This window comes from Actinosynnema sp. NPDC020468, assembly GCF_040642015.1.
Classification (GTDB): domain Bacteria; phylum Actinomycetota; class Actinomycetes; order Mycobacteriales; family Pseudonocardiaceae; genus Actinosynnema.
Genome location: NZ_JBFAEO010000027.1, coordinates 38,781 through 60,649, shown reverse-complemented (window position 1 = coordinate 60,649; position 21,869 = coordinate 38,781). Strand labels below are relative to the sequence as shown.

Below are 21,869 nucleotides of genomic sequence, written 5' to 3'. Positions count from 1 at the left end.
CCTTCTACCTTGATGTTCAACCACCCGGTTGAGAAAGAAGGTTCCGGTGGACGACCAGCTGTCCAGGGTCTTCTCGGCGCTGGCCGACCCCATCCGGCGCGACATGGTCGCCCGGCTGGCGGTAGGCGACGCGACGGTGAACGAACTGGCCGAGCCGTACGCCGTGACCGTGCAGGCCGTGTCGAAACACCTGAAGGTGTTGCAGGACGCGGGCTTGGTGACGCGGACGCGCGAGGCCCAACGCAGGCCCGTCCACCTCGAAGCGGAGGTGTTCGACCTGATGACGAGCTGGATCGAGCGGTACCGACGCCAGGCGGAGGAGCGCTACCAGCGCCTCGACGCCGTCCTGGCAGCCATGACCGAACAGGAAACCCCCGAAGCCGAAGGCGAGGCGTCATGACCGCCACCACCCACCCCGAAACGACGATCACCGCGGACCCGGCCCTCCCGCTGATCCGCATCGTCCGAGAGTTCGCGGCCCCGAGGGAAGCCGTCTTCCACGCCCACGTGGACCAAACCCTCGTCACCCAGTGGCTGGGACCGCGCCGCCTGGTGATGGACGTGGACCGCTGGGACGCCGAAACGGGCGGCGCCTACCGCTACACCCACCGGGACGACAACGGCACCTACGGCTTCTACGGCTCGTTCCACGAGGTGCGGAAGAACGAACGAATCGTCCAAACCTTCACCTTCGACGGCTACCCGGACGGCGTCTCCCTGGAAACCCTGACCTTCGAAGACCTGGGCGACAACCGGACGAGGCTGACCGGCACCTCCATCTTCGAATCCCTGGAAGTCCGCGACTACGTCCTGGCAAGCGGAATGGAAACCGGCGTCATCGAGGGCTACGAACGCCTGGACGACCTGGTGGCCAAGTAGCAGCGAAGTCGCGCCCGACCAGCCTTACACCTCTCTGGCGGTCAGCCCGTCCGGCGAGGACGCTTTTACGCTCTTCACTCCCTAAACCCGAGCCACCCCGTACCCCCACAACGACGCATAAACCCCACCCGAGGCCAACAACTCGGAATGCGTCCCCTGCTCCACGATCCGCCCCTCGCCCAACACCACGATCCGATCGGCCCGAGCCGCCGTGGCCAACCGATGCGCCACCACAAAAGTGGTCCGCCCGGCCCCCGAAACGACATCCCCGGCCGCCAACACCGCGGCCTCGGTACCAGGATCCAACGCCGCGGTGGCTTCATCCAGCAACAACAACACGGGGTCCACCAACTCGGCCCGGGACAACGCCACCAACTGCCGCTGCCCGGCGGACAACGACTGCCCCCGCTCCCCGACCTGCTGCCGGAACCCCCGGGGCAACGCCGAAATCACCGGCAACGCCCCCACCGCCCGAACGGCACCCTCGACCTCCCCGGGCAACGCCTCGGGCCGCCCGTACGCCACGTTGGACGCGACATCCCCACCGAACAAATGGGCCTCCTGCGGCACCACCCCCAAATACCGCCGCAATGACCCGAGATCATATTCCCGAACATCCACCCCATCGATCAAAACCTGCCCGGAGGACACATCGTAAAACCGGGCAACCAACTTCACCAAGGTGGACTTCCCGGCCCCGGTCTCCCCGACCAGTGCCACGGTCTCCCCGGCCCGAACGACCAACGAAACCCCGTCCAACGCCGGTCGCCCCCCGCCCTGATAGGCAAACGTCACATCCCGCAACTCCACCTCCCCCCGCAAGGAGGTCACCACCACGGGATCCGCGGCAACCGGCACCGAGGTGGGAGTCCGCAACAAATCCCCGATCCGCTGCAACCCCACCCGAGCCTGCTGGTACCCGTCGAACACCCCCGACAGCTGGTACAACGGCGCGAAGAACAACCCCAAGTACAACACGAACGCCAACAACACCCCGGGCGACAACGACCCCTCGGCCACCCGAAACGCCCCGACGACCAGAATCCCGGCCTGCGCGACACCGGACAACAACGTCAAAAACGGAAAATAGGTCGCGATGTACCGCTGAGCCCGAATCCGGGACCGCCGATAGGCATCGGACCGCGCCGCGAAGTCCCGAGCCGACCGCTCCTCCCGCGTATAGGCCTGGGACACCCGCAACCCGGACACGTTCTCCTGCAAATCGGCGTTGACCGCACTGACCCGCTCCCGGGCCTCCGCGTACGCCACCGACGACAACCGCTGGAACACCACCGTCGCCACGACCAGCACCGGCAGCACCCCCAACGCCACCAGCGCCAACGACGGATCCGTCACCACCAGCGCCACCGCGATCCCCCCGACCGTCAGCACGCTGATCACGAACGTGGTCAACCCGGTCTGGAGGAAACTCGACAACGCGTCCACGTCGGTGGTCATCCGGGTCATGATCCGACCCGCCATCTCCCGCTCGTAGTAGTCCAACCCCAACCGCTGCAAGTGCGCGTAACTGCGCACCCGCAACAGGTAGAGCAACCGCTCGCCCACCCGGGACGTCACCACGGTCCCCACCGCCGACGACACCCACCCGAACCCGACCAGCGCCAACCCGATCAGCGAGGCGACCCACAACCACCCGACCGCCCCACCCACCACCCCACGATCGACACCGAGCCGAACCAGGTTCGGCAGCCCGATCGCCAACGCCGAATCGACCAGCAACAACCCGGCGACCCCGACCATGGCCCACCGCACGGGCCGCACCAAAGTCCACAACCGGAACCCCGGATCCTCGGCCCGCGGATCCTCCCCGCCCAACTCCGGCCGCTCGACGGCCGGCGGCAACGCCCGAACCCGCGCCATCAACTCCGGCGTGGGCGGCGTCCCCCCGACCAGCGCCGACGTGGTCCCGCCACCCCCACGCCCACGTCCACCGCCACTCCCGCCCGACGACGACCCCCGCACCACCCGATTCCCGGCCCGCACCGCCAACTCGTCCTCGTCGGGCTCGGGCTCCGGCCACAGCGCCGCGGTGACGCCGTCCGGCCCGGGCTCCACGTCCACGACCCGCACCGCGGACTCGATCACCTCACCGGGCCCGGCCAACAACTCCCGGTACAACGCGCACCGCCCGCGCAACTCGGCGTCGGTGCCGACGTCGACCACCCGCCCCGCGTCGAACACCGCGATCCGGTCGGCCAACGCCAACGACGACCGCCGGTGCGCGATGAGCAACGTCGTCCGCGTCGCCGTCACGGCCGCCAACGTCCGGTGGATCGCCGCCTCGGTCGCCGCGTCCACCGCCGACGTCGCGTCGTCCAGCACCAGCACCCGCGGATCGGTCAACAACGCCCGCGCCAGCGCCACCCGCTGCCGCTGCCCGCCCGACAACGTCAACCCCCGCTCGCCGACCAGCGTGTCGTACCCGTCCGGCAACGCGCTGACGAACCCGTGCGCCTCGGCCGCCCGCGCCGCCGCCTCCACCTGCTCGTCGGTCGCGTCCGGCACCCCGTAGGCGATGTTGGCCCGCACGGTGTCGGAGAACAGGAACGCCTCCTCGAACACCACGCCCACCGTCGACCGCAGCGACCCCAGCCGCAGCTCCCGCACGTCGACGCCGCCCACCGACACGGAACCCGAGTGCACGTCGTAGAACCGGGGCAGCAGCAACGACACCGTCGACTTGCCCGACCCCGCCGTGCCCACGATCGCGACCGTCTCGCCCGGCGCGATCCGCAGGGACACGTCCGTCAGCACGGGCTCGGCCCGGGTGTACCCGAACGTGACACCAACCAACTCGACCGCCACCGGGCCGGCGGGCACGTCCCGCGCACCGTCCTCCACGTCCGGCTGCGAGTCGATCAACTCGTAGACCCGCTCGACCCCGGCGCGGGCCAGCTGCGCGGTGACCATCAACCCGGAGAACAACCGGGTCGGCCCGACCAGGTTCGCCACGTACGTCGCGAACGCCAGGAACGTGCCGAGCGTGACCTGCCCGTGCAGCGCGAGGTACCCGCCCAGCGCCAGCACCCCGACCTGACCCACGTACGGCAGCGCGGTCAACGTCGCCGAGGGCCGCGCGGTCAACCGGGCCGCCCGCATCCGCTCGGCGAACAGCGTCCGGGCCCGGTCCTCCAACCGCGCGATCTCCCGCGCCTCCTGCCCGAACCCCTTCACCACCCGCACGCCGGTGACGGTCTCCTCGACCTGCTGCGCCACGTCCGCCGCCCGCTGCTGCGCCGACCAGGTCGCCGGGAACAGCGTCAACCGGCTGCGCGCGGCCACGAACGCGACCGCCGGCACGACCACCAGCGCGATCACCGTCAGCAGCGGCGACAACCAGAACATGGCCCCCAGTGCGGCCACCGCGAAAACCACAGTGCCGAACGCGAGGGGCGTCATCGACAGGAGGCTCTGCACCAGTTGCAGGTCGGTGATCGACCGCGACACGACCTGGCCGGTCCTCAGGACGTCCTGCTTGGCCCCGTCCAAGCGCTGGACCGCGCCGAAGACGGCCTGCCTCAGATCGTGCTGCACATCAACAGCGAGCCGGCCCCCCAGATACCGCCGGACAAACGCGGTGCCAAAGGTCAAAACTTCCAAAACGACGAGAACAGTCGCCAACAGGCCCAGTCGATCAGTCCGCCCGGCCACGGCGTCATCAACGGCGAACTTGATCAAAAGGGGCCCGACCGCCTGCAACCCCGTACCCACAACAGCGGCCAACACAGACCAGACCACCAGCGGCCGATGCTTCCAGCACGCCGTGGCAAGTCTGCGAATCCAGCCGTCCGAAGTGGTCACAGGTCCACAGTAGGTCGGACCCCCGACAGTTTCCGATCAGGCGACTCAGCTCACGCGAACCCTCACGCGACCCGGCCGCCCAGCCCTTACGTGATGTCCTTGCGCTGCGTGGACGCCCACCCGCCGGCGAAGAACAACGCGGTCCAGGCCAGGAAGATCAACCCGGAGATCCACCACTCGAACGCCCCGAGCCCACCGGCGAAGAACCGGGTCGCCTGGACCACCTCGTCCGGCACCACCCCGGCCGCCGACAGGAACAGCGACGACGCCACCGACCCGGTGATCCCGTTGACCGACCCGTTGGGCAGGTACCCGATCAACCACGGCGCGCCCTGCGAGCTGAGCACCAGCTGGATCAGGTTCTCCACGATCAGCATGTACAGCAGCAGCACCACCGTCGTGCCGACCACGCTGCCCATCAACGCGCCCACGCCGACGCCGAACATCGTCATCAGGATCGACGCCACGAGGCCCACCGCGCACATCGCGAGCCAGCCGCCCGCGTCCGGCAGCGCCGACGGCGAGGAGGTCAGCGCGATGCCGATGCTCACCGACGCCACGATCACGATGCCGTAGAACGCGCCCCACGCGATGTAGACCAGCATCTTCGCGGTCAGCGCGGCGACCCGGTTGGGCGCGGTGAGGAACGTGGTGGTGATGGTCCGCCGGTTGATCTCGTTCGAGATCGCGAGCCCGCCGAAGATCATCGGGAAGATCGTCGCCACGTTGATGCTGCGCGCCATGCCGAACAGCGACAGCTGCCACTGGCTGGGGTCCAACCCGAAGGCGTTGGTCAGCTCCTCGGCCTCGGAGCTGCTGAACACCTCGAGGATGCCGTCACCGATCGCGCCCGTGCCGAGCGCCCAGCCCAGCGCGATCACGAACGTCGGGATGAGCAGTCCCCACCACAACCCGGTGGTGGTCGTCTTGCGGAACTCCGCCTTGACCAGGTTTCCCAGCATCACGCACCGCCCCCGAGACCGCCCTGGCCGGGCTGGTCGTACCCCTGCTGCCGATCCTGCTGGTACCCCTGCGGCGGCGTGCCCGGAGGCGGTACCGCGGGAGGCGGTGCCACCGGAGGCGGCACGACCGGCGGGGGAGCCTGCTGGTACCCCGGCTGCTGGTACCCCTGCGGCGGCGCGTAGTAGCCCGAACCCGGCGGCTGCCCGCCGTACGGGTTCTGCGCCGCCGGGTCGCCGTACGGGTTCGGCGCCGCGTACGGGTTCGGAGCCCCGTACTGCTGCTGTGGCGGCGGCGCCGCGTACTGACCGCTGGTCAGCTGGAAGAACAGCCGTTCCAGGTCGGCCTTCTCCTCCTGGATGCCGTACACCGACACGCCCGCCTTCAGCGCGAGGTCGGCGACCCGCTTCGCGTCGACGCCCGCGATCGCGATCCGGCCGTCCGGCACCTGCTCGATGCCCGAGATGCCCTCGGCCTGCAACGCGGCCACCAGCGCGCCCGGGTCCGACGGCTGCACCAGCACCCGGCTCTGCTGCGAGTCGCGCAGGTTCGCCAGCGGGCCGTAGTACATGGTCTGGCCGCGGCTGACGATCACCACCTGGTCCACCGTCTGCTCGACCTCGGCCAGCAGGTGGCTGGAGATCAGCACCGTGCGGCCGGACCGGGCGTAGGACTGGAGGAACTGCCGCAGCCAGGCGATGCCCTCGGGGTCGAGGCCGTTGGCCGGCTCGTCCAGGACCAGCACCTGCGGGTCGCCGAGCAGCGCGGTGGCCAGTGCCAGCCGCTGCTTCATGCCCAGCGAGAACCCGCCCGCCTTGCGGTCCGCGGCCTGGCCGAGGCCGACCAGTTCCAACACCCGGTCCGCCTGCTGGTCCGGCACGCCGATCGCGGCCGCGTACACCCGCAGGTGGTTGCGCGCGGTGCGCTTGGGGTGGAACCCCTGCGCCTCCAGCACCGCGCCGACGACCCGACCCGGGTTGCCGAGCTGGTGGAACGGGCGCCCGTTGATCAGGCCGATGCCCGCGGTCGGCGTCACCAGCCCGAGCAGCATGCGCAGGGTCGTCGTCTTGCCGGCGCCGTTCGGACCGAGGAAGCCGGTCACCGAACCGGGTTCCACCGTGAAGCTCAGATTCTGCACCGCTGCGACCGGACCGAACTGCTTGGTCAAGTTCTGCACCACGATGCGGCCACTGCCGTCGTGCACGCGTCCCTCCCGAGTGCTCCTACCGGGGGTCATCCTGCCCTAGGCGGATCACTCGGGTCGGGCGTGTCGTGGTTTCCGCGTCACCTCCGGTAGATCCCGGGTGGTGGTGACACGTCCGAACGGGTAGCGCAGCGGTCGCCTGCGCTCGCGGTGCGGCACGCCCTCGCCGATGAGGTGCTGGTGCGCCATCGTCCACACCTGGCACGGCCACCGCTTGTGCCGCAGCACGCCGACGCACGCGAGGCACCGGCTGTCCGGATCCGGTTGGTGCACGGTCAACAGCAGCCGCCAGCCGTCGGCGAGCCGGTGGATCTCGGAGCGCGCCAGCGGCACCAGCGCGTCGGCCTCGCCGCTCTCGGCGACCTCGTCCAGGTGGGCCAGCCGGCGCAGCACGGCGGCGCGGAGCGCTTCGTCCACCCCGATCACATCCGGTCCGCGGCCTGGTCGAGCAGGCGGTGCAACCGACGGGTCTGGGTGACCGACATCACAGCCGATTCGCCGGGCGGGGCGACGAGCAGCACCCGGTCGTCCTCCACCACCACCGTCACCGACCGGTCTCGGCCGAACGGGTCGTGGCAGTCGATCCAGCCCTGCGGGTGTGCCATGAGCGCTCCGATCCCTGCGGCGGAAGGTCTGCCTGAGGCATCGGTCGAGACCGTGTCGTGACTGACCCGTTACGACGCGAATTCACTCGTTTGCTTGAGGCACAACCACGGAACGTGCCCTGACGCGGTGAAGAATTGGCCACGACTCGACCCCCGCGCCTGGGCAGCGGACCCCGTTCCCGGCTAAGATTGGCCACGCGGCCCGCTCCCAGTGACCCCCAGGCTGGTTGAGCGGGCCGCCTCACGTTGAAAGGGCCGCCCGCGGTTGTGCGGGCGGCCCTTTCCTGTTGCGGCGATCAGCTCTCGAAGGCCGTGAACTCCAGCTCGTGCGCCTGCGCGACCGGCTCGTTGGTCAGCAGGCCCTCGTGCACGTTGAGGCCGGGCGCCAGGGCGGCGTCGGCGGCCAGCGCGGCACGCCATCCCTTGTCCGCCAACGCGACCGCGTACGGCAGCGTGACGTTGGTCAGCGCGTAGGTCGACGTGCGGGGCACCGCGCCGGGCATGTTGGCGACGCAGTAGAAGACCGAGTCGTGCACCTGGTAGGTCGGGTCGGCGTGGGTGGTCGGCCGCGAGTCGGCGAAGCAGCCGCCCTGGTCGATCGCGATGTCCACGAGCACCGAGCCCGGCTTCATCTGCGCGACCAGCTCGTTGCTCACCAGCTTGGGCGCCTTCGCGCCGGGCACCAGCACCGCGCCGATCACCAGGTCCGCCTCGCGCACGGCCTGGTCGACCGAGTAGCGGTTGGACGTGACGGTGCGCAGCCGGCCCTGGAACAGCGAGTCGATGTGCCGGAGGCGGTCCACGTTGGTGTCGAGGATCTCCACGTCCGCGCCGAGGCCGACGGCGATGGTGGCCGCGTTGAGGCCCGCCACGCCGCCGCCGATCACCACGACCCGCGCCGGGTGCACGCCGGGCACGCCGCCGGGCAGCACGCCGCGCCCGCCGGAGGGCTTCATCAGCGAGAACGCGCCGACCTGGGGCGCGAGCCTGCCCGCGACCTCGGACATCGGTGCCAGCAGCGGCAGCGCGCCGTTCGCGGTCTGCACGGTCTCGTAGGCGATGGCCGTGGTGCCGGAGTCCAGCAGCGCCCGCGTCAGCGGCAGGTCGGCGGCGAGGTGCAGGTAGGTGAACAGCACCTGGCCCTTGCGCAGCCGGGGGTACTCGACCGCGATGGGCTCCTTGACCTTGAGCACCAGGTCGCCCTCGGCCCACACGTCGTCCGCGGTGGCCAGCACCTTGGCGCCGGCGGCGAGGTACTCCTCGTCGGTGATGGCCGAGCCCAGACCCGCGCCGGCCTCGACGAACACCTCGTGCCCGCGGGAGGACAGCTCGTGGGCGCCCGCGGGGGTCAGCGCGACGCGGTACTCGTGGTTCTTGATCTCGCGGGGAACTGCGATCCGCACGGTGGGCTCCTTCGCTCCTACTCGGTACGCCAAAGGTCGGGTACCCGGTGCGCCCTGTCATCGTGCCGGGAGCACGAACGGCGAGGTCCGCGTTTGTGCGAGGTGAACAAGGGCCGCCGCGCGTTGACACCCGTCGTGGTCGGCACCTAGCGTTCGGGTCACTCCAACTGAACATCGGCCGCGGCGCCCACCTGCGCCGGAACCCGCGCGGGAGAGTCCTCGGCACGACCGGGGCGCCGAAGGAGCAAGCACCCCGCACACTCTCAGGCAGCGAGAACCGCGCGGGCGAGGCGACTCTGGAAAGCGTGCCCCGCGGCGCGCACCCACGGTGCAAGCCGCGACGATGCGGTGAAGCTCTCAGGTCCCAGGACAGAGCAGGGGACCTGGAACCCACCTGTCAGGGAGCGCTGCCGTGACCTTTCCCGAACACCTGCTGTACACCGCCGAGCACGAGTGGGTCGACTGGGTGCCGGGCACCCAGGAGCCCGTGTCGGTGGGCATCACCTCCTACGCCGCGTCCTCGCTGGGCGACATCGTGTTCGTGCAGCTGCCCGAGGTCGGCACGGTCGTGCAGTCCGGCGACGTGTGCGGCGAGCTCGAGTCGACCAAGTCGGTGAGCGACCTGTACGCGCCGGTCAGCGGCGAGGTGGTCGAGGTCAACACCGCGGTCGGGGACGACCCGTCGGCGATCAACGACGACCCGTACGGCGAGGGTTGGCTGTTCAAGGTCACCGTCACCGACGCGCAGGGCCTGCTCACCGCCGCGAAGTACGCGGAACTGACCGAGAGCTGAGCGGCCGTGGCGATCAGCGTCTTCGACCTGTTCTCCATCGGTATCGGGCCGTCCAGTTCCCACACGGTCGGCCCGATGCGAGCCGCGACCATGTTCATCGATCGATTGCCTCTGAATTCAGTCGACCGGGTGCATGTGGAGCTGTTCGGCTCACTCGGTGCAACCGGACATGGTCACGGCAGCCCGAAGGCGGTGCTGCTGGGTCTGGAGGGTCACCGGCCGGAGGAGGTCGACCCCCGGGAGGCCGAGCGGCGGGTGGCCGAAATCCGGGCGACGGGCCGGTTGCTGCTGGGTGGCGTGCGGGAGATCGCGTTCCGCGAAGACACCGACCTGGTGATGCACCGCCGCAAGTCGCTGCCGCTGCACCCGAACGGGATGAGCTTCGCCGCCTACTCGGGTGATGCGGTGGTCGACTCGGCGGTGTACTACTCCGTCGGCGGCGGCTTCGTGGTGGACGAGACCGCGACCGGCGCCGACCGCATCAAGCCCGACACCACCCCGCTCGCCCTGCCCTTCCGGACCGGGGACGAGTTGTTGGCGCGCACGCGCGAGCACGGCCTGTCGATCAGCGAGGTGATGCTGGCGAACGAGCTGTCCTGGCGGCCGGAGGCCGAGGTGCGCTCGTCGCTGCTGCGCATCTGGGGCGTCATGCAGGAGTGCGTGGCGCAGGGGTGCGTCGAGACCGGCGAGCTGCCGGGTGGTCTGAAGGTGCGGCGGCGCGCGGCGGAGATGCACGCGCGGTTGGCCTCGGAGCACTACGCGACCGACCCGCTGCGGGTGATGGACTGGGTGACGCTGTTCGCGCTGGCGGTGAACGAGGAGAACGCCGCCGGCGGCCGGGTGGTGACGGCGCCGACGAACGGCGCGGCCGGGATCGTGCCGGCGGTGCTGCACTACTACGCCAGGTTCGTGCCGGGCGCGTCGGACGACGGCATCGTGCGGTTCCTGCTGACGGCCGGCGCGATCGGCGTGCTGTTCAAGGAGAACGCGTCGATCTCGGGCGCCGAGGTCGGGTGCCAGGGCGAGGTCGGGTCGGCGTGCTCGATGGCGGCGGGCGGGTTGGCCGAGGTGCTGGGCGGCACGCCGGAGCAGGTCGAGAACGCGGCGGAGATCGCGATGGAGCACAACCTCGGCCTGACGTGCGACCCGATCGGGGGACTGGTGCAGATCCCGTGCATCGAGCGCAACGCGCTGGCGTCGATCAAGGCGATCACGGCGGCGCGGATGGCGCTGCGGGGCGACGGCTCGCACTTCGTGTCGCTGGACAAGGTCATCAAGACCATGCGCGAAACCGGCAAGGACATGAAGGTGAAGTACAAGGAAACGGCCCGCGGCGGTCTCGCGGTGAACGTCATCGAGTGCTGATTCCCAGGTCCTGATTTCGCGACGCCCCCCGTCCCGCGCCCGAGCGCGCGGCGGGGGGCTTTCTCGCGGCGGGCTCAGGCCTGGCCGACGAAGATCGCCTTCCCGGAGCCGAAGTCCGGTTGCAGGGCTATTTGGAGTTCGCCCGGTTCGGCGGTCACCGCGAAGGAGACCTGGTAGGTGTAGGACTTTCCCGGCAGCACCGTCGTGGATTCGAAGTCGGTGTCGCAGGGGCCGTCCAGGTCGAAGATCGAGTCGGCTTTGCGGCCGTTGAACTGGGCGTCCACCCCGATCGTCAGAACGGCCGTCCCGAAGGGTTTCGCGGAGCCGTTCACCACGGTGATCGCGACCTTCGCCGCCCTGGTCACGTCCGACGGCGCGGCGTAGCGGCCCGGGGTGCAGGTGGTCGGGGCGGCGACCTCGACCGCCAGGCCGCCGGGCCACGTGTAGCGCTCGCCCCACGTCGGCGCCCTCCGGGCGGCGGGCGGCGGGGCGACGACGCCTTCGGCCCGGGCCGAGGCGCTCGCCGGGGTGACCGTGCCGCTGTCCGCGGCCCCGTCCAGGGTGTTGACCAGCGCGGACTGGACCATCACGGACACCACGATCGCCACGACGCACAGCACCACGGCGATCGCGGCCATCGCTCGCCGGGTGCCGGCCAGGGCGATGATCCCCAGGACCGCGCCGACGAGCGCGCCCACGGCGGTGAGGATGTTCAGCAGGGGGACGAGGGAGCAGACCAGGCCCGTGACGCCGAGGACCAGGGCCGCCACGGCCAGGCCCGCGAACTTCGTCGGGTGCGCGGGCGCGGCCGGGGGGAACGGGTGGTGCGGTGCCGGTGGAGAGGCCATGGCGCACGTCCTCGGTCGGTGTACGCCGTTTTTCGGGAAATGGGTGCCCGGTGTTATCCGGGCGGTCTCACACGATCGGGTGATAACGCGATTACGGCAGCACGGATTCGATCGCCTTCAGCACGACCTCGTCTTCGGGCTCGGTGCGCGGCCGGAACCGGGCGGTGATCTCCCCGGTGGGCGACAGCAGGAATTTCTCGAAGTTCCACTGCACGTCGCCCGCCTCGCCGTCCTGGTCGGCGGCGGCGGTCAACTCCGCGTACACCGGGTGGCGCTCCGGGCCGTTCACGTCGATCTTCTCGAACAGCGGGAAGCTCACCCCGTAGGTGGTCGAGCAGAACGTGGCGATCTCCTCGGCGGTGCCCGGCTCCTGCCCGGCGAACTGGTTGCACGGGAACCCGACCACCGAGAAACCGCGCGCGGCGTACCGCTCCTGCAACCGCTCCAGGCCGGCGTACTGGGGCGTCAGGCCGCACCGCGACGCGACGTTCACCACCAGCACCGCCTTGCCGCGCAGGGAACCCAGGCTCGACGGCTCGCCCGACAGGGTGGACACCGGGATGTCGTGGATGCTCATGACACCCAGGCTACGAGTCGCCCGGCGACCGGGTGAAGATCAGAACTTGAACACCGTGCCGGTCGCCGCCTCCAGGACGCACGAGTTCGAGTAGGTCTTGAGGAACCGCCGGGTCTCGCCGCGCCAGTGGCCGATGGCCCGCACCGTCACCGGGTTCAGCTCCATCGTGCACGCGACGCCCTCGGTGCCCAGCTGGTCGAACGAGCCGTTCGCCAGCGCCAGCTCGGCGCACGCCTCCTCGGCGCGCGGGTGCGACCCGCCGGGCGGCGAGCAGTCCAGGTTCACCACCCGGATCGTGCTCGACCGGTTGAGGGCCAACAGGAATCCCGACTCGGCCGGGACGGAGGTGCTCGGTACCAGCGCGGCGAGCGCCGCGACCAACGGAAGTACGCCCATGACCCCCACCCTGACCTGCGGGGCAGCCCCGTTCCAGCCCGCTCACCGCATCGTGTGAAGTCCCGAATGCCCACCCGGACGAGTGTGATGTGAGTCACGACACGGGCCGGTACCAAGATCGTCGCGCCAAGGTCGGTGGATGGGGTCCGACACCGTGCGCAGGGTCGCGTTCGCCTCCTCGGTCGGCAACGCGGTGGAGTTGTACGACTTCCTGCTCTACGGCACCGCGTCCGCGCTGGTGTTCGACAAGCTCTTCTTCCCGTCCTTCGACCCGAGGGTGGGCACCCTGCTCGCGCTCGCCACGTTCGGGGCGGGATTCCTCGCCAGACCACTCGGCGGCGTGGTGATCGGCCACTTCGGCGACCGCGTCGGCCGGCGCGCGATGCTCGTGCTCACCCTCGGCGCCACGGGCCTGTGCACGGCGCTCATCGGCCTCCTGCCCACCTACGACACCCTCGGCGTCGCCGCGCCGCTGTTGCTCGTGCTGCTGCGCGTGGTCCAGGGCTTCTTCCTCGGCGGCGAGCAGGGCGGCGCGACGCTGATGACCGTCGAGCACGCACCGCCGGGTCGCACCGGCTGGTACGGCAGCTGGACGTTCCTCGGCTCGCCGCTGGGCCTCCTGCTGGCCAACGCGATGATGGGGCTGTCCACCGCGATCTCCGGCGACGCGTTCCCGGACTGGGGCTGGCGGCTGCCGTTCCTGTTCAGCCTGGTGCTCGTGGGCGTCGGCCTCTACGTCCGGCTCTCGGTGCAGGAGAGCCCGGTGTTCCGCGAGGTCACCCGGGAGCGCGGCGCGCTGCGGCTGCCCATCGTCGAGGTGCTGCGGACCGCGTGGCGCCGGGTGCTGCTGGGAGCGGGAGTGAACCTGGGCTTCACCATGTTCGTGTTCGTCATCGCGACGTTCGCGGTGTCCTACGGCACGAAGCAGCTCGGCCTGCCCCGGTCCGAACTCCTCACCGCGGGCCTGGTCGGCTCGGCCGCGCAGGCGGTGGCGATCCTGGTCTTCGCCAGGCTCTCCGACCGGGTCGGGCGGCTGCCGGTGATGCTGGCCGGCGCGGTTTTCCTGGCGGTGTGGGCGTTCCCGCTGTTCTGGCTGCTGGACGCGGGCCGGCCGGTGGTCGCGCTGACCGTCGCGTTCGCCGGCTCCGCGGCCCTGTTCGGACCCATGCCCGCCTACTACGCCGAGCTGTTCGGCGCCCGGGTCCGCTACAGCGGCGTGTCGGCGAGCTACCAGCTCGGCGCGGTGCTGGGCGGCGGGTTGTCGCCGTTCCTCGCGCAGTGGCTGCTCGGCCTGGCGCACGGCGGCTCGTGGTCGGTGTCGGCGTACCTGGTGGGCGGCGCGGTGATCAGCACGGTGTGCCTGCTCGCGATCGGCGAGACGCTCCGCCGCGAGCAGGCGCCCGCGTCAGCGGGACAGTAGCGCGTCCAACGCCCGGGACACCGCGCCCGCCGGGTCGGCCGGCAGCTCCGCGCACCGCCACGCCACCACGCCGTCCGGCCGCAGCAGGGACGCGCCGTGCGCGCCGACGCCCAACCGGTCGAGGTCACCCTCCAGCACGGCCACCCGCACCTCCGCGTCCTCCCACGCCGGGTCCGCGGTCAGCAGCGCCCACCCGCCGGTGAAGTCCACGGTGGACACTTCACGGCCGGCGTGCCGCACCACCACGTGCGGCACCCGGTAGCCGGGTCGGCCGGTGGCGTGGAACGGGTCCTCGGCGAACGCCGGGTCGTCGTCCTCGGCCAGCACGGCCGTGGACCGGTGCCGGTAGCCGAGCACGAGCGTCGTCGGGTCGATCGCGTCCGGCACGTCCGGGCCGGCCAGGTGCGGGGCCATCCGCTGCACGTAGTTGTGGAACGACCCGTCCACCACCAGCTTCGCGTACGGTCGGCGCTCGGCCTCGTAGGTGTCGAGCAGCGCCTCGCCCGCCTCGCCGCGCAGCACCGCCGCGAGCTTCCACGCCAGGTCGTACCCGTCGCCGACCGCCGTGTTGCCGCCCAGGCCGCCGGTCGGCGGGGTCACCTTGGCCGCGTCGCCGACCAGGAACACCCGGCCGGACCGGAACGAGTCGGCCAGCCACGCGGCCATCTCCCAGGACGTGATGTCCACAATGGAGGGTTCGAGGTCCGGCACGTCGGTCGCCACCCGCAGCAGCTCCACGCACCGCTCGGGCGGGAAGTCCGCGGGCGACTCGCCGCGCGCCGGGTCGTACTCCACGGTGAACACGTTGCGGCGCATGGTGTTCGTGGCCACGAACGCGCCGGTGAACGCCGGGTTCCGCAGGTAGTACAGCGTCCCCTTGTCGGCGGCGATGTGCTCGGACAGCTCGGCGTCGAACACCACTCCGACGTGGTGCGCCAGCGGGCCGCGCCCCCGCCGCGCGATGCCCAGCGCCTCGCGGACCGGGCCGCGGTGGCCGTCCGCGCCGACCAGGTACCGCGCCCGGACCCGCTGCTCCACGCCGGTCTCGCGGTCCAGCAGCACCGCGGTGACCCCGGTCGCGTCCTGCTCGAACGACCGCAGCTCGGTGCGGAACCGGATGTCCGCGCCGAGTTCCCGGGCCCGGGCCAGCAGCACCGGCTCGGCGAAGTCCTGGCTCGTCATGCCGAACCGCTCCGGGCTCAACCCGACGTCGAGTTCGTCCGCCTCGTGCACGATCGTGTGGAACACCCGACCCCGCAGGCTTTCCGCCACCTTGATCACGATGCCGGCGGACACCCCGGTGCTGCCCTCCAGTACCGCGTCGGCCACGCCGCCCACCCGGTACAGCTCCATCGTGCGGTGCGTCTGGCCGGTCGCCTTCGGGTGCGGCGACGTGCCGCCGTGCTTGGCGACGCCCAGGACGTCGACCCCCAGTCGGGCCAGGAACAGCGCGGTCGACAACCCGCCGAGCCCCGCGCCCACCACCAGTACCTCTACCTGCCTGTCCTCTCCCATGCCTGAAATCTTAGAAGCTAAGAGACTTAGGAATCAAGGTGAACGACGCGACCCGTGCGCGCCGACCGCGCCGCCGCCTCCAGCACCTCGAGCCCGGTGATCGCGTCCTGGGCCGGAACCGGGCTGCGACCTGCGGCGACGGCCCGGTAGAACTCCTGGTACGCGCCCGGCTCGGTGCGCACCGGACGGCCGAGGACGGTGCCCCGGGCCGCCTCCGGCTCCTCGCCCCAGCCCGGACCGCCGGGCACCTCGCCCGCCCGAAGCGCGTCCTCCTGCGGGTCGAGCCCGTGCTTGAGGTAGCCGCCCCGGTCGCCGAGCACCCGGAACCGGGGACCCGGGTCCGCCGCCAGCGCCGACGCCCACAGGTGCGACACGGTGCCGCCGGCGTGGGTCAGCGCGACGAAGAAGTCGTCGTGCGCGAGCGCGTCCGGCCGCAGCACGCGCAACTCCGCGTGCACCGACGTCGGCCGGCCGAACAGCGCCACCGCCTGGTCCACCAGGTGGGAGCCGAGGTCGTACTCGATCCCACCGAGGTCCGCCGGGTCCGCCGACTCCTTCCAACTGTCCTTGACGGCCGGTCGCCAGCGCTCGAACCGTGACTCGAACCGGTGAACTTTGCCGAGCGTCCCGGACTCGATCAACCGGGCCGCGGTGCGGAAGTCGCCGTCCCACCGGCGGTTGTGGAACGGCGCGAGCAGCAGGTCCCGTTCCGCGGCCAGGGCGACCAGCGAACGGGCTTGCGCGGCGGTCGCGGCGAACGGCTTGTCGACCACCGCGCCCAGCCCGAGTTCCAACGCCCGACGCGCGTGCGCGGCGTGGAACCGGTTCGGCGTGGTGACCACCACCAGGGCGAACTCGGCCGCGCGGTCCCACAGCAGGTCCACCGAGTCGATCACCTCGGCGGTCGGGTACCGGGCTTCGACGGCCTCCCGGCGGCTGGTCACCACGGCGGTCAGGGACAGGCCCGGGACGCTCGACAGGAACGGCGCGTGGAAGGCGGATCCGCCCAGCCCGTAGCCGATGAGTGCGGTGCGCATGGTGAGGAACCCTAGGCTTCCCACGTCGTGGACGTGCTGTCCGAGACCATCACCCGGGGCTACCTTCGACGGCATGAGTCTGCCCCTGGCGCTTCGTCGCGTCGACCGCGCGCGGGTCACGGGCATGGCCTGTCGCCTCGGCTGATCCACCCTGTCCCTGCGCGTCGTCCCCGTTCGTCGCGCCCGTGCCAATCCCCAGCCTTGACAGGAGTCCACGGCATGTCCTGGTCGTTCGACACCAAGCAGGTCCACTCCGGAGCGTCACCGGACCCGGCCACCGGCGCCCGCGCCACCCCGATCTACCAGACCACCTCGTTCGTGTTCCGGGACACCGCGCACGGCGCGGCCCTGTTCTCCCTCGCGGAGCCGGGCAACATCTACACCCGGATCAACAACCCGACCCAGGACGTGCTCGAGCAGCGGGTCGCCGCGCTCGAGGGCGGCATCGCGGCCGTCGCGTTCGCGTCCGGCCAGGCCGCCGAAACCGCCGCGATCCTCAACCTCGCGCGGGCGGGCGACCACCTGGTGTCCTCCGCGTCGCTCTACGGCGGCACGTACAACCTGTTCCACTACACGCTGCCGAAGCTCGGCATCGAGGTGTCCTTCGTGGACGACCCCGACGACATCGACGCGTGGCGCGCCGCGATCCGGCCGAACACCAAGCTCCTGTTCGGCGAGTCGCTGGCCAACCCGCGCAGCAACGTCCTCGACATCGAGGCCGTCGCGGCGGTCGCGCACGAGGCGGGCGTCCCGCTGATCGTGGACAACACGGTGCCCACGCCGTACCTGCTCCGGCCGCTGGAGCACGGTGCGGACATCGTGATCCACTCCGCGACCAAGTACCTCGGCGGCCACGGCAGCGCGATCGCCGGCATCGTCGTGGACGGCGGCAAGTTCGAGTTCTCCGACCCGGAGAAGTTCCCCGACTTCAACGAACCCGACCCGAGCTACCACGGCCTCCAGTACTGGCCGGTGCTCGGCCACGGCGCGTTCGCGGCCAAGCTGCGCGTGCAGGGCTTGCGCGACACCGGCGCGGCCATCGCGCCGCTGACCTCGTTCCTGGTCATCCAGGGCATCGAGACGCTGTCGCTGCGCATCGAGCGGCACGTGGCCAACGCGCAGGCGCTCGCCGAGTGGCTGGAGGCGCGCGACGAGGTCGACAAGGTGCACTACGCCGGTCTGCCGTCCTCGAAGTGGCACGGTCTGGCGCAGAAGTACCTGCCGGGCGGCGCGGGCGCGATCGTGTCGTTCGAGCTGCACGGCGGCGTCGACGCCGGCCGCGCGTTCGTGGACGGGCTGGAGCTGTTCTCCCAGCTCGCGAACATCGGCGACGTGCGCAGCCTGGTCGTGCACCCGGCGTCGACCACGCACAGCCAGCTCACCGCCGAGGAGCAGGTCGTCGCCGGCGTCACGCCGGGTCTGGTGCGGCTGTCGGTCGGCATCGAGGGCGTCGAGGACCTCAAGGCGGACCTGGAGGCAGGTTTCCGGGCCGCGAAGTCGGTGCTGTGAGCTCGTCCGCACCCACCCCTCCCGCCGCCCGAGGGTGGCGGGAGGGTGACCCGGTCGGCCGCCGGCAGTGGTTCGACGGAACCCTGCCGGGGCTGCCCGTGCGACTGGCCTACGAGACGTGGGGTTCGCTCAACGCCGACCGGTCCAACGCGGTCCTGGTCGAGCACGCGCTGACCGGCGACTCGCACGTCTCGGGCGTGGTCGAGCCGGGTCACCCCACGCCCGGCTGGTGGAACGGGCTGGTCGGCCCGGGACTGGCGCTGGACCCGGCCGAGTGGTTCGTGGTGGCGCCGAACGTGCTGGGCGGGTGCCAGGGTTCGACCGGTCCGTGGTCGACCGCGCCGGACGGGCAGCCGTGGGGCGACCGGTTCCCGCGGGTGTCGGTGCGCGACCAGGTCGCCGCCGAGGTGCTGCTGGCCGACCACCTGGGCATCGCCTCGTGGGCCTCGGTGCTGGGTGGCTCGATGGGCGGCATGCGCGCCCTGGAGTGGGCCGTGACCTGGCCCGACCGCGTGCGGTCGCTGCTGGTGCTCGCCGGGCCCGCGGCGTCGTCGGCGGAGAACATCGCGCTCGCGTCGCCGCAGTTGCACGCCATCGCGCTGGACCCGGTCGGTGGGTTGGGCGTGGCGCGGCGGATCGCGCACATCTCCTACCGCAGCGAGCCGGAGCTGGCCGCGCGGTTCGGGCGGGACGTGCAGCCCGACGGGCGGTTCGCGGTGGAGTCCTACCTCGACCACCACGCGGCGAAGCTGATCACGCGGTTCGACCCGGCGTCGTACGTGGTGCTGACCGAGGCGATGAACGGCCACGACGTGGGCCGCGGCCGGGGCGGGGTGGCCGCCGCGCTGCGCCGGGTCACCGCGCGCACCATCGTGGCGGGCATCGACTCGGACCGGCTCTACCCGCTGTCGATGCAGGCCGAGATCGCCGCCGCCATCCCGTCCGCCGACCACCTGCGGGTGGTCGCCTCGCCGTACGGGCACGACGGGTTCCTGATCGAGATCGACCAGGTCTCCGCCCTGGTCCGCGAGCTGCTCAAGGTCTAGCCCGGCAACGCGCCCGGGCACCGCGGACCGTGGGGTCCGGCGGTGCCCGGGCGGTCGGACTCGCGGGTGGCTAGAAGCCCGCGGTGATCTTGGTGAACTCCCAGTCGGTCTGCGGGACGCCCGAGCAGTTGGACGACACCTGGCCGTCGCAGCCGCCGCGGTCCCGGTTGACCGCCCAGTAGGTGAACCGACCGAGGCCGTTGGACTTCGCCCAGTCGCGCAGCTGGGTCCAGGTGGCCGTGGTGGTCACCTCCTTCTGGTCGGACAGGCCGTTCATGCCGGAGATGCCCGAGTGGGCGAACGCCACCGCGTCCGACCAGCCGTTGACCGACTTGAGCTTGTCCTTCAGCGCCGTGGTGGCCGCGATGGTGTCGGTCTTGACGTCGGTGCTGCCGAAGTCGAACGGCATCAGCGTGTACACGTCGATGTCGGAGCCGATCGCCTTCGCCCGCTCGATCAGCCGGTTGCCGGTGGCGCTCGGACCGGTCTTCGTCGTGGGGATGGTGACGATGGTCTGGATGCCCGGGTTGGTCTGCTTGACGATCTTCAGGGCTTCCAGGATCCGATCCTGCACGGTCGCGTTCTCGAACTCGTCCGTGTTCTCGATGTCGATGTCGATCGCCTTGAGCTTGTAGGCGTCGATCACCTTCTGGTACGCGCCCGCAAGCGCTTGCGGGGTCGAGCAGTTCGGGCCGAGCTTGTTGCCGCTCCACCCGCCGAACGACGGGATGACGTCACCGCCCGCCGCGCGGATCTGGTTGATCGTGGTGGCGTCGACGCCGCCGGTCAGCGGTCGCTGGCCGTCCCACGCCGGGTTGCAGCCGTTCTGCGCCAGCACGAACGCCAGCGTGAACCACTTGATCCCGGTCGACTGCATCAGCGGCGCGACCGCGGGCGGGTTGCCCCAGCCCAGGAACAGGTAGGGCGCCGCGCGGCCGCCGGGAGGCGGGTTGGTGCCCGGCAGCGTCGTGACGCTGACCGCGTTGGACGCGGGCGAGGTGTTGCCCGCCGCGTCGCGCGCCTTCACGGTGAAGGAGTACGCGGTCTGCGCGTTGAGGTTGCCGACCGTCGCGGTGGTGCCGGTGACGGTGGTGTTGAGCGTGCCGCCCACGTAGACCTCGTACCCGGTCACGCCCACGTTGTCGGTGGACGCGTCCCAGGCCAGGGACACGCTGTTGGTCGCGACGTTCGTCGACCGCAGGTTGCCCGGGGTGGTCGGCGGGGTCGGGTCGCCCGGGTTGCCGCCGCCGGTGCAGGACGCGCCGTTGATCGTGCAGTTGAGCGGCGCGCCGGAACCGGTGCCGGTGAACCCGAAGGTCCGGGTGGCGCCGACCGCGACGGAGCCGTTGTACTCGCGGTTGGTCGCCACGACGTGCTGACCGGTCTTGGTGATCAGCGCGTCCCAGTACGAGCCCAGCGTGGTGCCCGACGGCAGGTCGAACTCGATCTTCCAGCTGGTGATCGCGCTCGGACCGCCGTTGGCGACGGTGAACTTGCCCTCGAAGCCGCTGCCCCAGTCCTGGGGTTTGGCGAACGTGGCGGTGAGGCCCGCGGCGGCGTCCGCCGCGGGGACGAAGAGCAGGGAACTCAGTGCCAGCGCGCTCGCGGTGAGCAGCGCAGCCGATCGTGATCTCATGGAAGAACTCCTCGGCGGGATTGCAGGGAGGAATCACGCGCCCACCGCGGAGACTGGTCTAGACCAAAGCTCCCTGTCAAGAGTTCATTACTCTTCGCCGCCGCGCACTCGATCGTTACCGGCCGGTCACCCGCTGTGCGCCGACCGCGGGTTCGGGAGTGGGGCGTCGGTGGGTCCGGGTGCCGGCCGAGGGCGCCCGGCCGCGGGTTCGGAGGTCGGTCGGGAGTGCGGCCGGGTGGCGGCCGACCGCGGGTTCGGAGTTCGGTCGGAGTGGGTCCGGGTAGCCGGTCACTCCTCGAGCGCGGTCGCGATCCAGGGTGCCACCGGGAGTTCGCGCTGGTCGCACTCCACGGCCAGCTTGACCGTCCAGCGCAGGGCCTGGAGGACGACCGTCGCCAGTTCCTGCGGGCGGCCGTTGGCCAGCGCGATCTCGATCTGCTCGGACGCGGCCTCCTCGTCGCCGTGCACCTCGGCCAGCAGGGTGCGGATCGCGGTGCGCACCGGAGGGTCGGCGTCGTCGATCGGGACCTCCTGGCCGTCCTCGTCGAACACCTGCATCTTCACCGGTGTCGCGCCGCCCGAACCCAGCACGGAGACCATGCCGCTGCACTCCGAGAACAGCAGCAGCACCAGTTCCCTGATCTCCTCGTTGCCCTCGGGCGAACCGCTCAGGTACCCGGTGACCAGGTCCACCGCGACAGCGTCCTCCCCGACCTTGGTGGCGGCCAGGGCTTCGCCGGCCACGGCCTGGAGCCGTGCCCAGCGGTCCGGATCTCGCTGCGGGTGCATTCAGCCATCTTCCAACACGGGTCGCGGGTCCACAGTTCCTCCGCACTGCCTACCGGTTGGTGATC

General features: G+C 71.0%; 20 protein-coding genes and 1 riboswitch. Of the genes, 7 read left to right on the top strand and 13 right to left on the bottom strand.

Going from position 1 to position 21,869, the window contains the following annotated elements; genetic code table 11:
- Window positions 1-46 precede the first annotated feature (46 nt).
- Window positions 47-400, top strand: coding sequence for a metalloregulator ArsR/SmtB family transcription factor (locus AB0G50_RS20425; RefSeq protein ID WP_360110733.1), 354 nt, complete (start codon window positions 47-49; stop codon window positions 398-400).
- The gene (locus AB0G50_RS20420; RefSeq protein ID WP_360110730.1) at window positions 397-879 is read left to right on the top strand and encodes an SRPBCC family protein; all 483 of its coding nucleotides are present in this window, start codon (window positions 397-399) and stop codon (window positions 877-879) included. Before AB0G50_RS20425 ends, AB0G50_RS20420 begins: the two co-directional genes overlap by 4 nt.
- Before the next feature lie 81 nt (window positions 880-960).
- On the opposite strand, the gene AB0G50_RS20415 is transcribed toward AB0G50_RS20420, so the two are convergent.
- The 6 genes from AB0G50_RS20415 to ald all read right to left on the bottom strand — a co-directional run bounded on the left by AB0G50_RS20415 (window position 961) and on the right by ald (window position 8,873).
- Window positions 961-4,701 (bottom strand): ABC transporter ATP-binding protein, encoded by a 3,741-nt coding sequence (locus AB0G50_RS20415; protein WP_360110727.1) that lies wholly within the window; start codon window positions 4,699-4,701, stop codon window positions 961-963.
- A gap of 86 nt (window positions 4,702-4,787) precedes the next feature.
- Window positions 4,788-5,663, bottom strand: coding sequence for an ABC transporter permease subunit (locus AB0G50_RS20410; protein WP_360110724.1), 876 nt, complete (start codon window positions 5,661-5,663; stop codon window positions 4,788-4,790).
- Window positions 5,663-6,865, bottom strand: a complete 1,203-nt coding sequence (locus AB0G50_RS20405) for an ABC transporter ATP-binding protein (RefSeq protein ID WP_360110721.1) — start codon at window positions 6,863-6,865, stop codon at window positions 5,663-5,665. Before AB0G50_RS20405 ends, AB0G50_RS20410 begins: the two co-directional genes overlap by 1 nt.
- 48 nt (window positions 6,866-6,913) lie before the next feature.
- Window positions 6,914-7,282 (bottom strand): hypothetical protein, encoded by a 369-nt coding sequence (locus AB0G50_RS20400; protein WP_360110718.1) that lies wholly within the window; start codon window positions 7,280-7,282, stop codon window positions 6,914-6,916.
- 5 nt (window positions 7,283-7,287) lie between these two features.
- Window positions 7,288-7,470, bottom strand: coding sequence for a hypothetical protein (locus tag AB0G50_RS20395; RefSeq protein ID WP_360110715.1), 183 nt, complete (start codon window positions 7,468-7,470; stop codon window positions 7,288-7,290).
- A gap of 296 nt (window positions 7,471-7,766) precedes the next feature.
- Window positions 7,767-8,873, bottom strand: a complete 1,107-nt coding sequence (gene ald, locus AB0G50_RS20390) for an alanine dehydrogenase (RefSeq protein WP_360110712.1) — start codon at window positions 8,871-8,873, stop codon at window positions 7,767-7,769.
- 198 nt (window positions 8,874-9,071) lie between these two features.
- A riboswitch (glycine riboswitch) is annotated at window positions 9,072-9,163 on the top strand.
- A gap of 122 nt (window positions 9,164-9,285) precedes the next feature.
- Between ald and gcvH the strand changes: the two genes are divergently transcribed.
- Both gcvH and AB0G50_RS20380 read left to right on the top strand, forming a co-directional pair.
- Window positions 9,286-9,666: a glycine cleavage system protein GcvH gene (gene gcvH / locus AB0G50_RS20385; protein WP_360110709.1), complete on the top strand. Its 381-nt coding sequence runs from the start codon at window positions 9,286-9,288 to the stop codon at window positions 9,664-9,666.
- 6 nt (window positions 9,667-9,672) lie between these two features.
- A complete protein-coding gene (locus tag AB0G50_RS20380) occupies window positions 9,673-11,031 on the top strand; it encodes an L-serine ammonia-lyase (RefSeq protein WP_360110705.1) in 1,359 nt (452 codons plus the stop codon).
- A gap of 74 nt (window positions 11,032-11,105) precedes the next feature.
- On the opposite strand, the gene AB0G50_RS20375 is transcribed toward AB0G50_RS20380, so the two are convergent.
- The 3 genes from AB0G50_RS20375 to AB0G50_RS20365 form a co-directional block, all read right to left on the bottom strand.
- Complete coding sequence (locus AB0G50_RS20375; RefSeq protein WP_360110702.1) at window positions 11,106-11,879, bottom strand: hypothetical protein; 774 nt, start codon at window positions 11,877-11,879, stop codon at window positions 11,106-11,108.
- Between the two features lie 91 nt (window positions 11,880-11,970).
- Window positions 11,971-12,456: a glutathione peroxidase gene (locus AB0G50_RS20370; protein ID WP_360110699.1), complete on the bottom strand. Its 486-nt coding sequence runs from the start codon at window positions 12,454-12,456 to the stop codon at window positions 11,971-11,973.
- Window positions 12,457-12,495: 39 nt separating this feature from the next.
- Window positions 12,496-12,852 (bottom strand): SSI family serine proteinase inhibitor, encoded by a 357-nt coding sequence (locus AB0G50_RS20365; RefSeq protein WP_360110696.1) that lies wholly within the window; start codon window positions 12,850-12,852, stop codon window positions 12,496-12,498.
- 139 nt (window positions 12,853-12,991) lie between these two features.
- On the opposite strand from AB0G50_RS20365, the gene AB0G50_RS20360 reads away from it, so the two are divergent.
- Window positions 12,992-14,272: an MFS transporter gene (locus tag AB0G50_RS20360; protein ID WP_360110693.1), complete on the top strand. Its 1,281-nt coding sequence runs from the start codon at window positions 12,992-12,994 to the stop codon at window positions 14,270-14,272.
- On the opposite strand, the gene rdmE is transcribed toward AB0G50_RS20360, so the two are convergent.
- On the bottom strand, window positions 14,258-15,787 hold the full coding sequence (gene rdmE / locus AB0G50_RS20355; RefSeq protein ID WP_360110690.1) for an aklavinone 12-hydroxylase RdmE: 1,530 nt from the start codon (window positions 15,785-15,787) through the stop codon (window positions 14,258-14,260). The genes AB0G50_RS20360 and rdmE overlap by 15 nt on opposite strands.
- A gap of 26 nt (window positions 15,788-15,813) precedes the next feature.
- Window positions 15,814-16,824: a Gfo/Idh/MocA family oxidoreductase gene (locus AB0G50_RS20350; RefSeq protein ID WP_360110687.1), complete on the bottom strand. Its 1,011-nt coding sequence runs from the start codon at window positions 16,822-16,824 to the stop codon at window positions 15,814-15,816.
- 219 nt (window positions 16,825-17,043) lie between these two features.
- Between AB0G50_RS20350 and AB0G50_RS20345 the strand changes: the two genes are divergently transcribed.
- Window positions 17,044-18,333, top strand: coding sequence for a bifunctional o-acetylhomoserine/o-acetylserine sulfhydrylase (locus AB0G50_RS20345; RefSeq protein WP_360110684.1), 1,290 nt, complete (start codon window positions 17,044-17,046; stop codon window positions 18,331-18,333).
- Window positions 18,330-19,379, top strand: coding sequence for a homoserine O-acetyltransferase (locus AB0G50_RS20340; RefSeq protein ID WP_360110681.1), 1,050 nt, complete (start codon window positions 18,330-18,332; stop codon window positions 19,377-19,379). The genes AB0G50_RS20345 and AB0G50_RS20340 overlap by 4 nt, the downstream gene beginning before the upstream one ends.
- A gap of 70 nt (window positions 19,380-19,449) precedes the next feature.
- Here AB0G50_RS20340 and AB0G50_RS20335 read toward each other — a convergent pair whose 3' ends face one another.
- Both AB0G50_RS20335 and AB0G50_RS20330 read right to left on the bottom strand, forming a co-directional pair.
- Window positions 19,450-21,015: a cellulose binding domain-containing protein gene (locus tag AB0G50_RS20335; protein ID WP_360110678.1), complete on the bottom strand. Its 1,566-nt coding sequence runs from the start codon at window positions 21,013-21,015 to the stop codon at window positions 19,450-19,452.
- Window positions 21,016-21,303: 288 nt separating this feature from the next.
- Window positions 21,304-21,804 carry a hypothetical protein gene (locus AB0G50_RS20330; RefSeq protein WP_360110675.1) on the bottom strand — a complete coding sequence of 167 codons (501 nt, stop codon included), beginning with the start codon at window positions 21,802-21,804 and terminating at the stop codon, window positions 21,304-21,306.
- Between the last annotated feature and the right edge of the window lie 65 nt (window positions 21,805-21,869).

Excerpts from the sequence above, each read along its gene's own strand:
- AB0G50_RS20420 (WP_360110730.1), top strand. The coding sequence starts at position 397 with ATGACCGCCACCACCCACCCCGAAACGACGATCACCGCGGACCCGGCC.
- AB0G50_RS20410 (WP_360110724.1), bottom strand. The coding sequence starts at position 5,663 with ATGCTGGGAAACCTGGTCAAGGCGGAGTTCCGCAAGACGACCACCACC.
- AB0G50_RS20395 (WP_360110715.1), bottom strand. The coding sequence starts at position 7,470 with ATGGCACACCCGCAGGGCTGGATCGACTGCCACGACCCGTTCGGCCGA.
- AB0G50_RS20375 (WP_360110702.1), bottom strand. The coding sequence starts at position 11,879 with ATGGCCTCTCCACCGGCACCGCACCACCCGTTCCCCCCGGCCGCGCCC.
- AB0G50_RS20370 (WP_360110699.1), bottom strand. The coding sequence starts at position 12,456 with ATGAGCATCCACGACATCCCGGTGTCCACCCTGTCGGGCGAGCCGTCG.
- AB0G50_RS20365 (WP_360110696.1), bottom strand. The coding sequence starts at position 12,852 with ATGGGCGTACTTCCGTTGGTCGCGGCGCTCGCCGCGCTGGTACCGAGC.
- AB0G50_RS20360 (WP_360110693.1), top strand. The coding sequence starts at position 12,992 with ATGGGGTCCGACACCGTGCGCAGGGTCGCGTTCGCCTCCTCGGTCGGC.
- rdmE (WP_360110690.1), bottom strand. The coding sequence starts at position 15,787 with ATGGGAGAGGACAGGCAGGTAGAGGTACTGGTGGTGGGCGCGGGGCTC.
- AB0G50_RS20350 (WP_360110687.1), bottom strand. The coding sequence starts at position 16,824 with ATGCGCACCGCACTCATCGGCTACGGGCTGGGCGGATCCGCCTTCCAC.
- AB0G50_RS20345 (WP_360110684.1), top strand. The coding sequence starts at position 17,044 with ATGTCCTGGTCGTTCGACACCAAGCAGGTCCACTCCGGAGCGTCACCG.
- AB0G50_RS20335 (WP_360110678.1), bottom strand. The coding sequence starts at position 21,015 with ATGAGATCACGATCGGCTGCGCTGCTCACCGCGAGCGCGCTGGCACTG.
- AB0G50_RS20330 (WP_360110675.1), bottom strand. The coding sequence starts at position 21,804 with ATGCACCCGCAGCGAGATCCGGACCGCTGGGCACGGCTCCAGGCCGTG.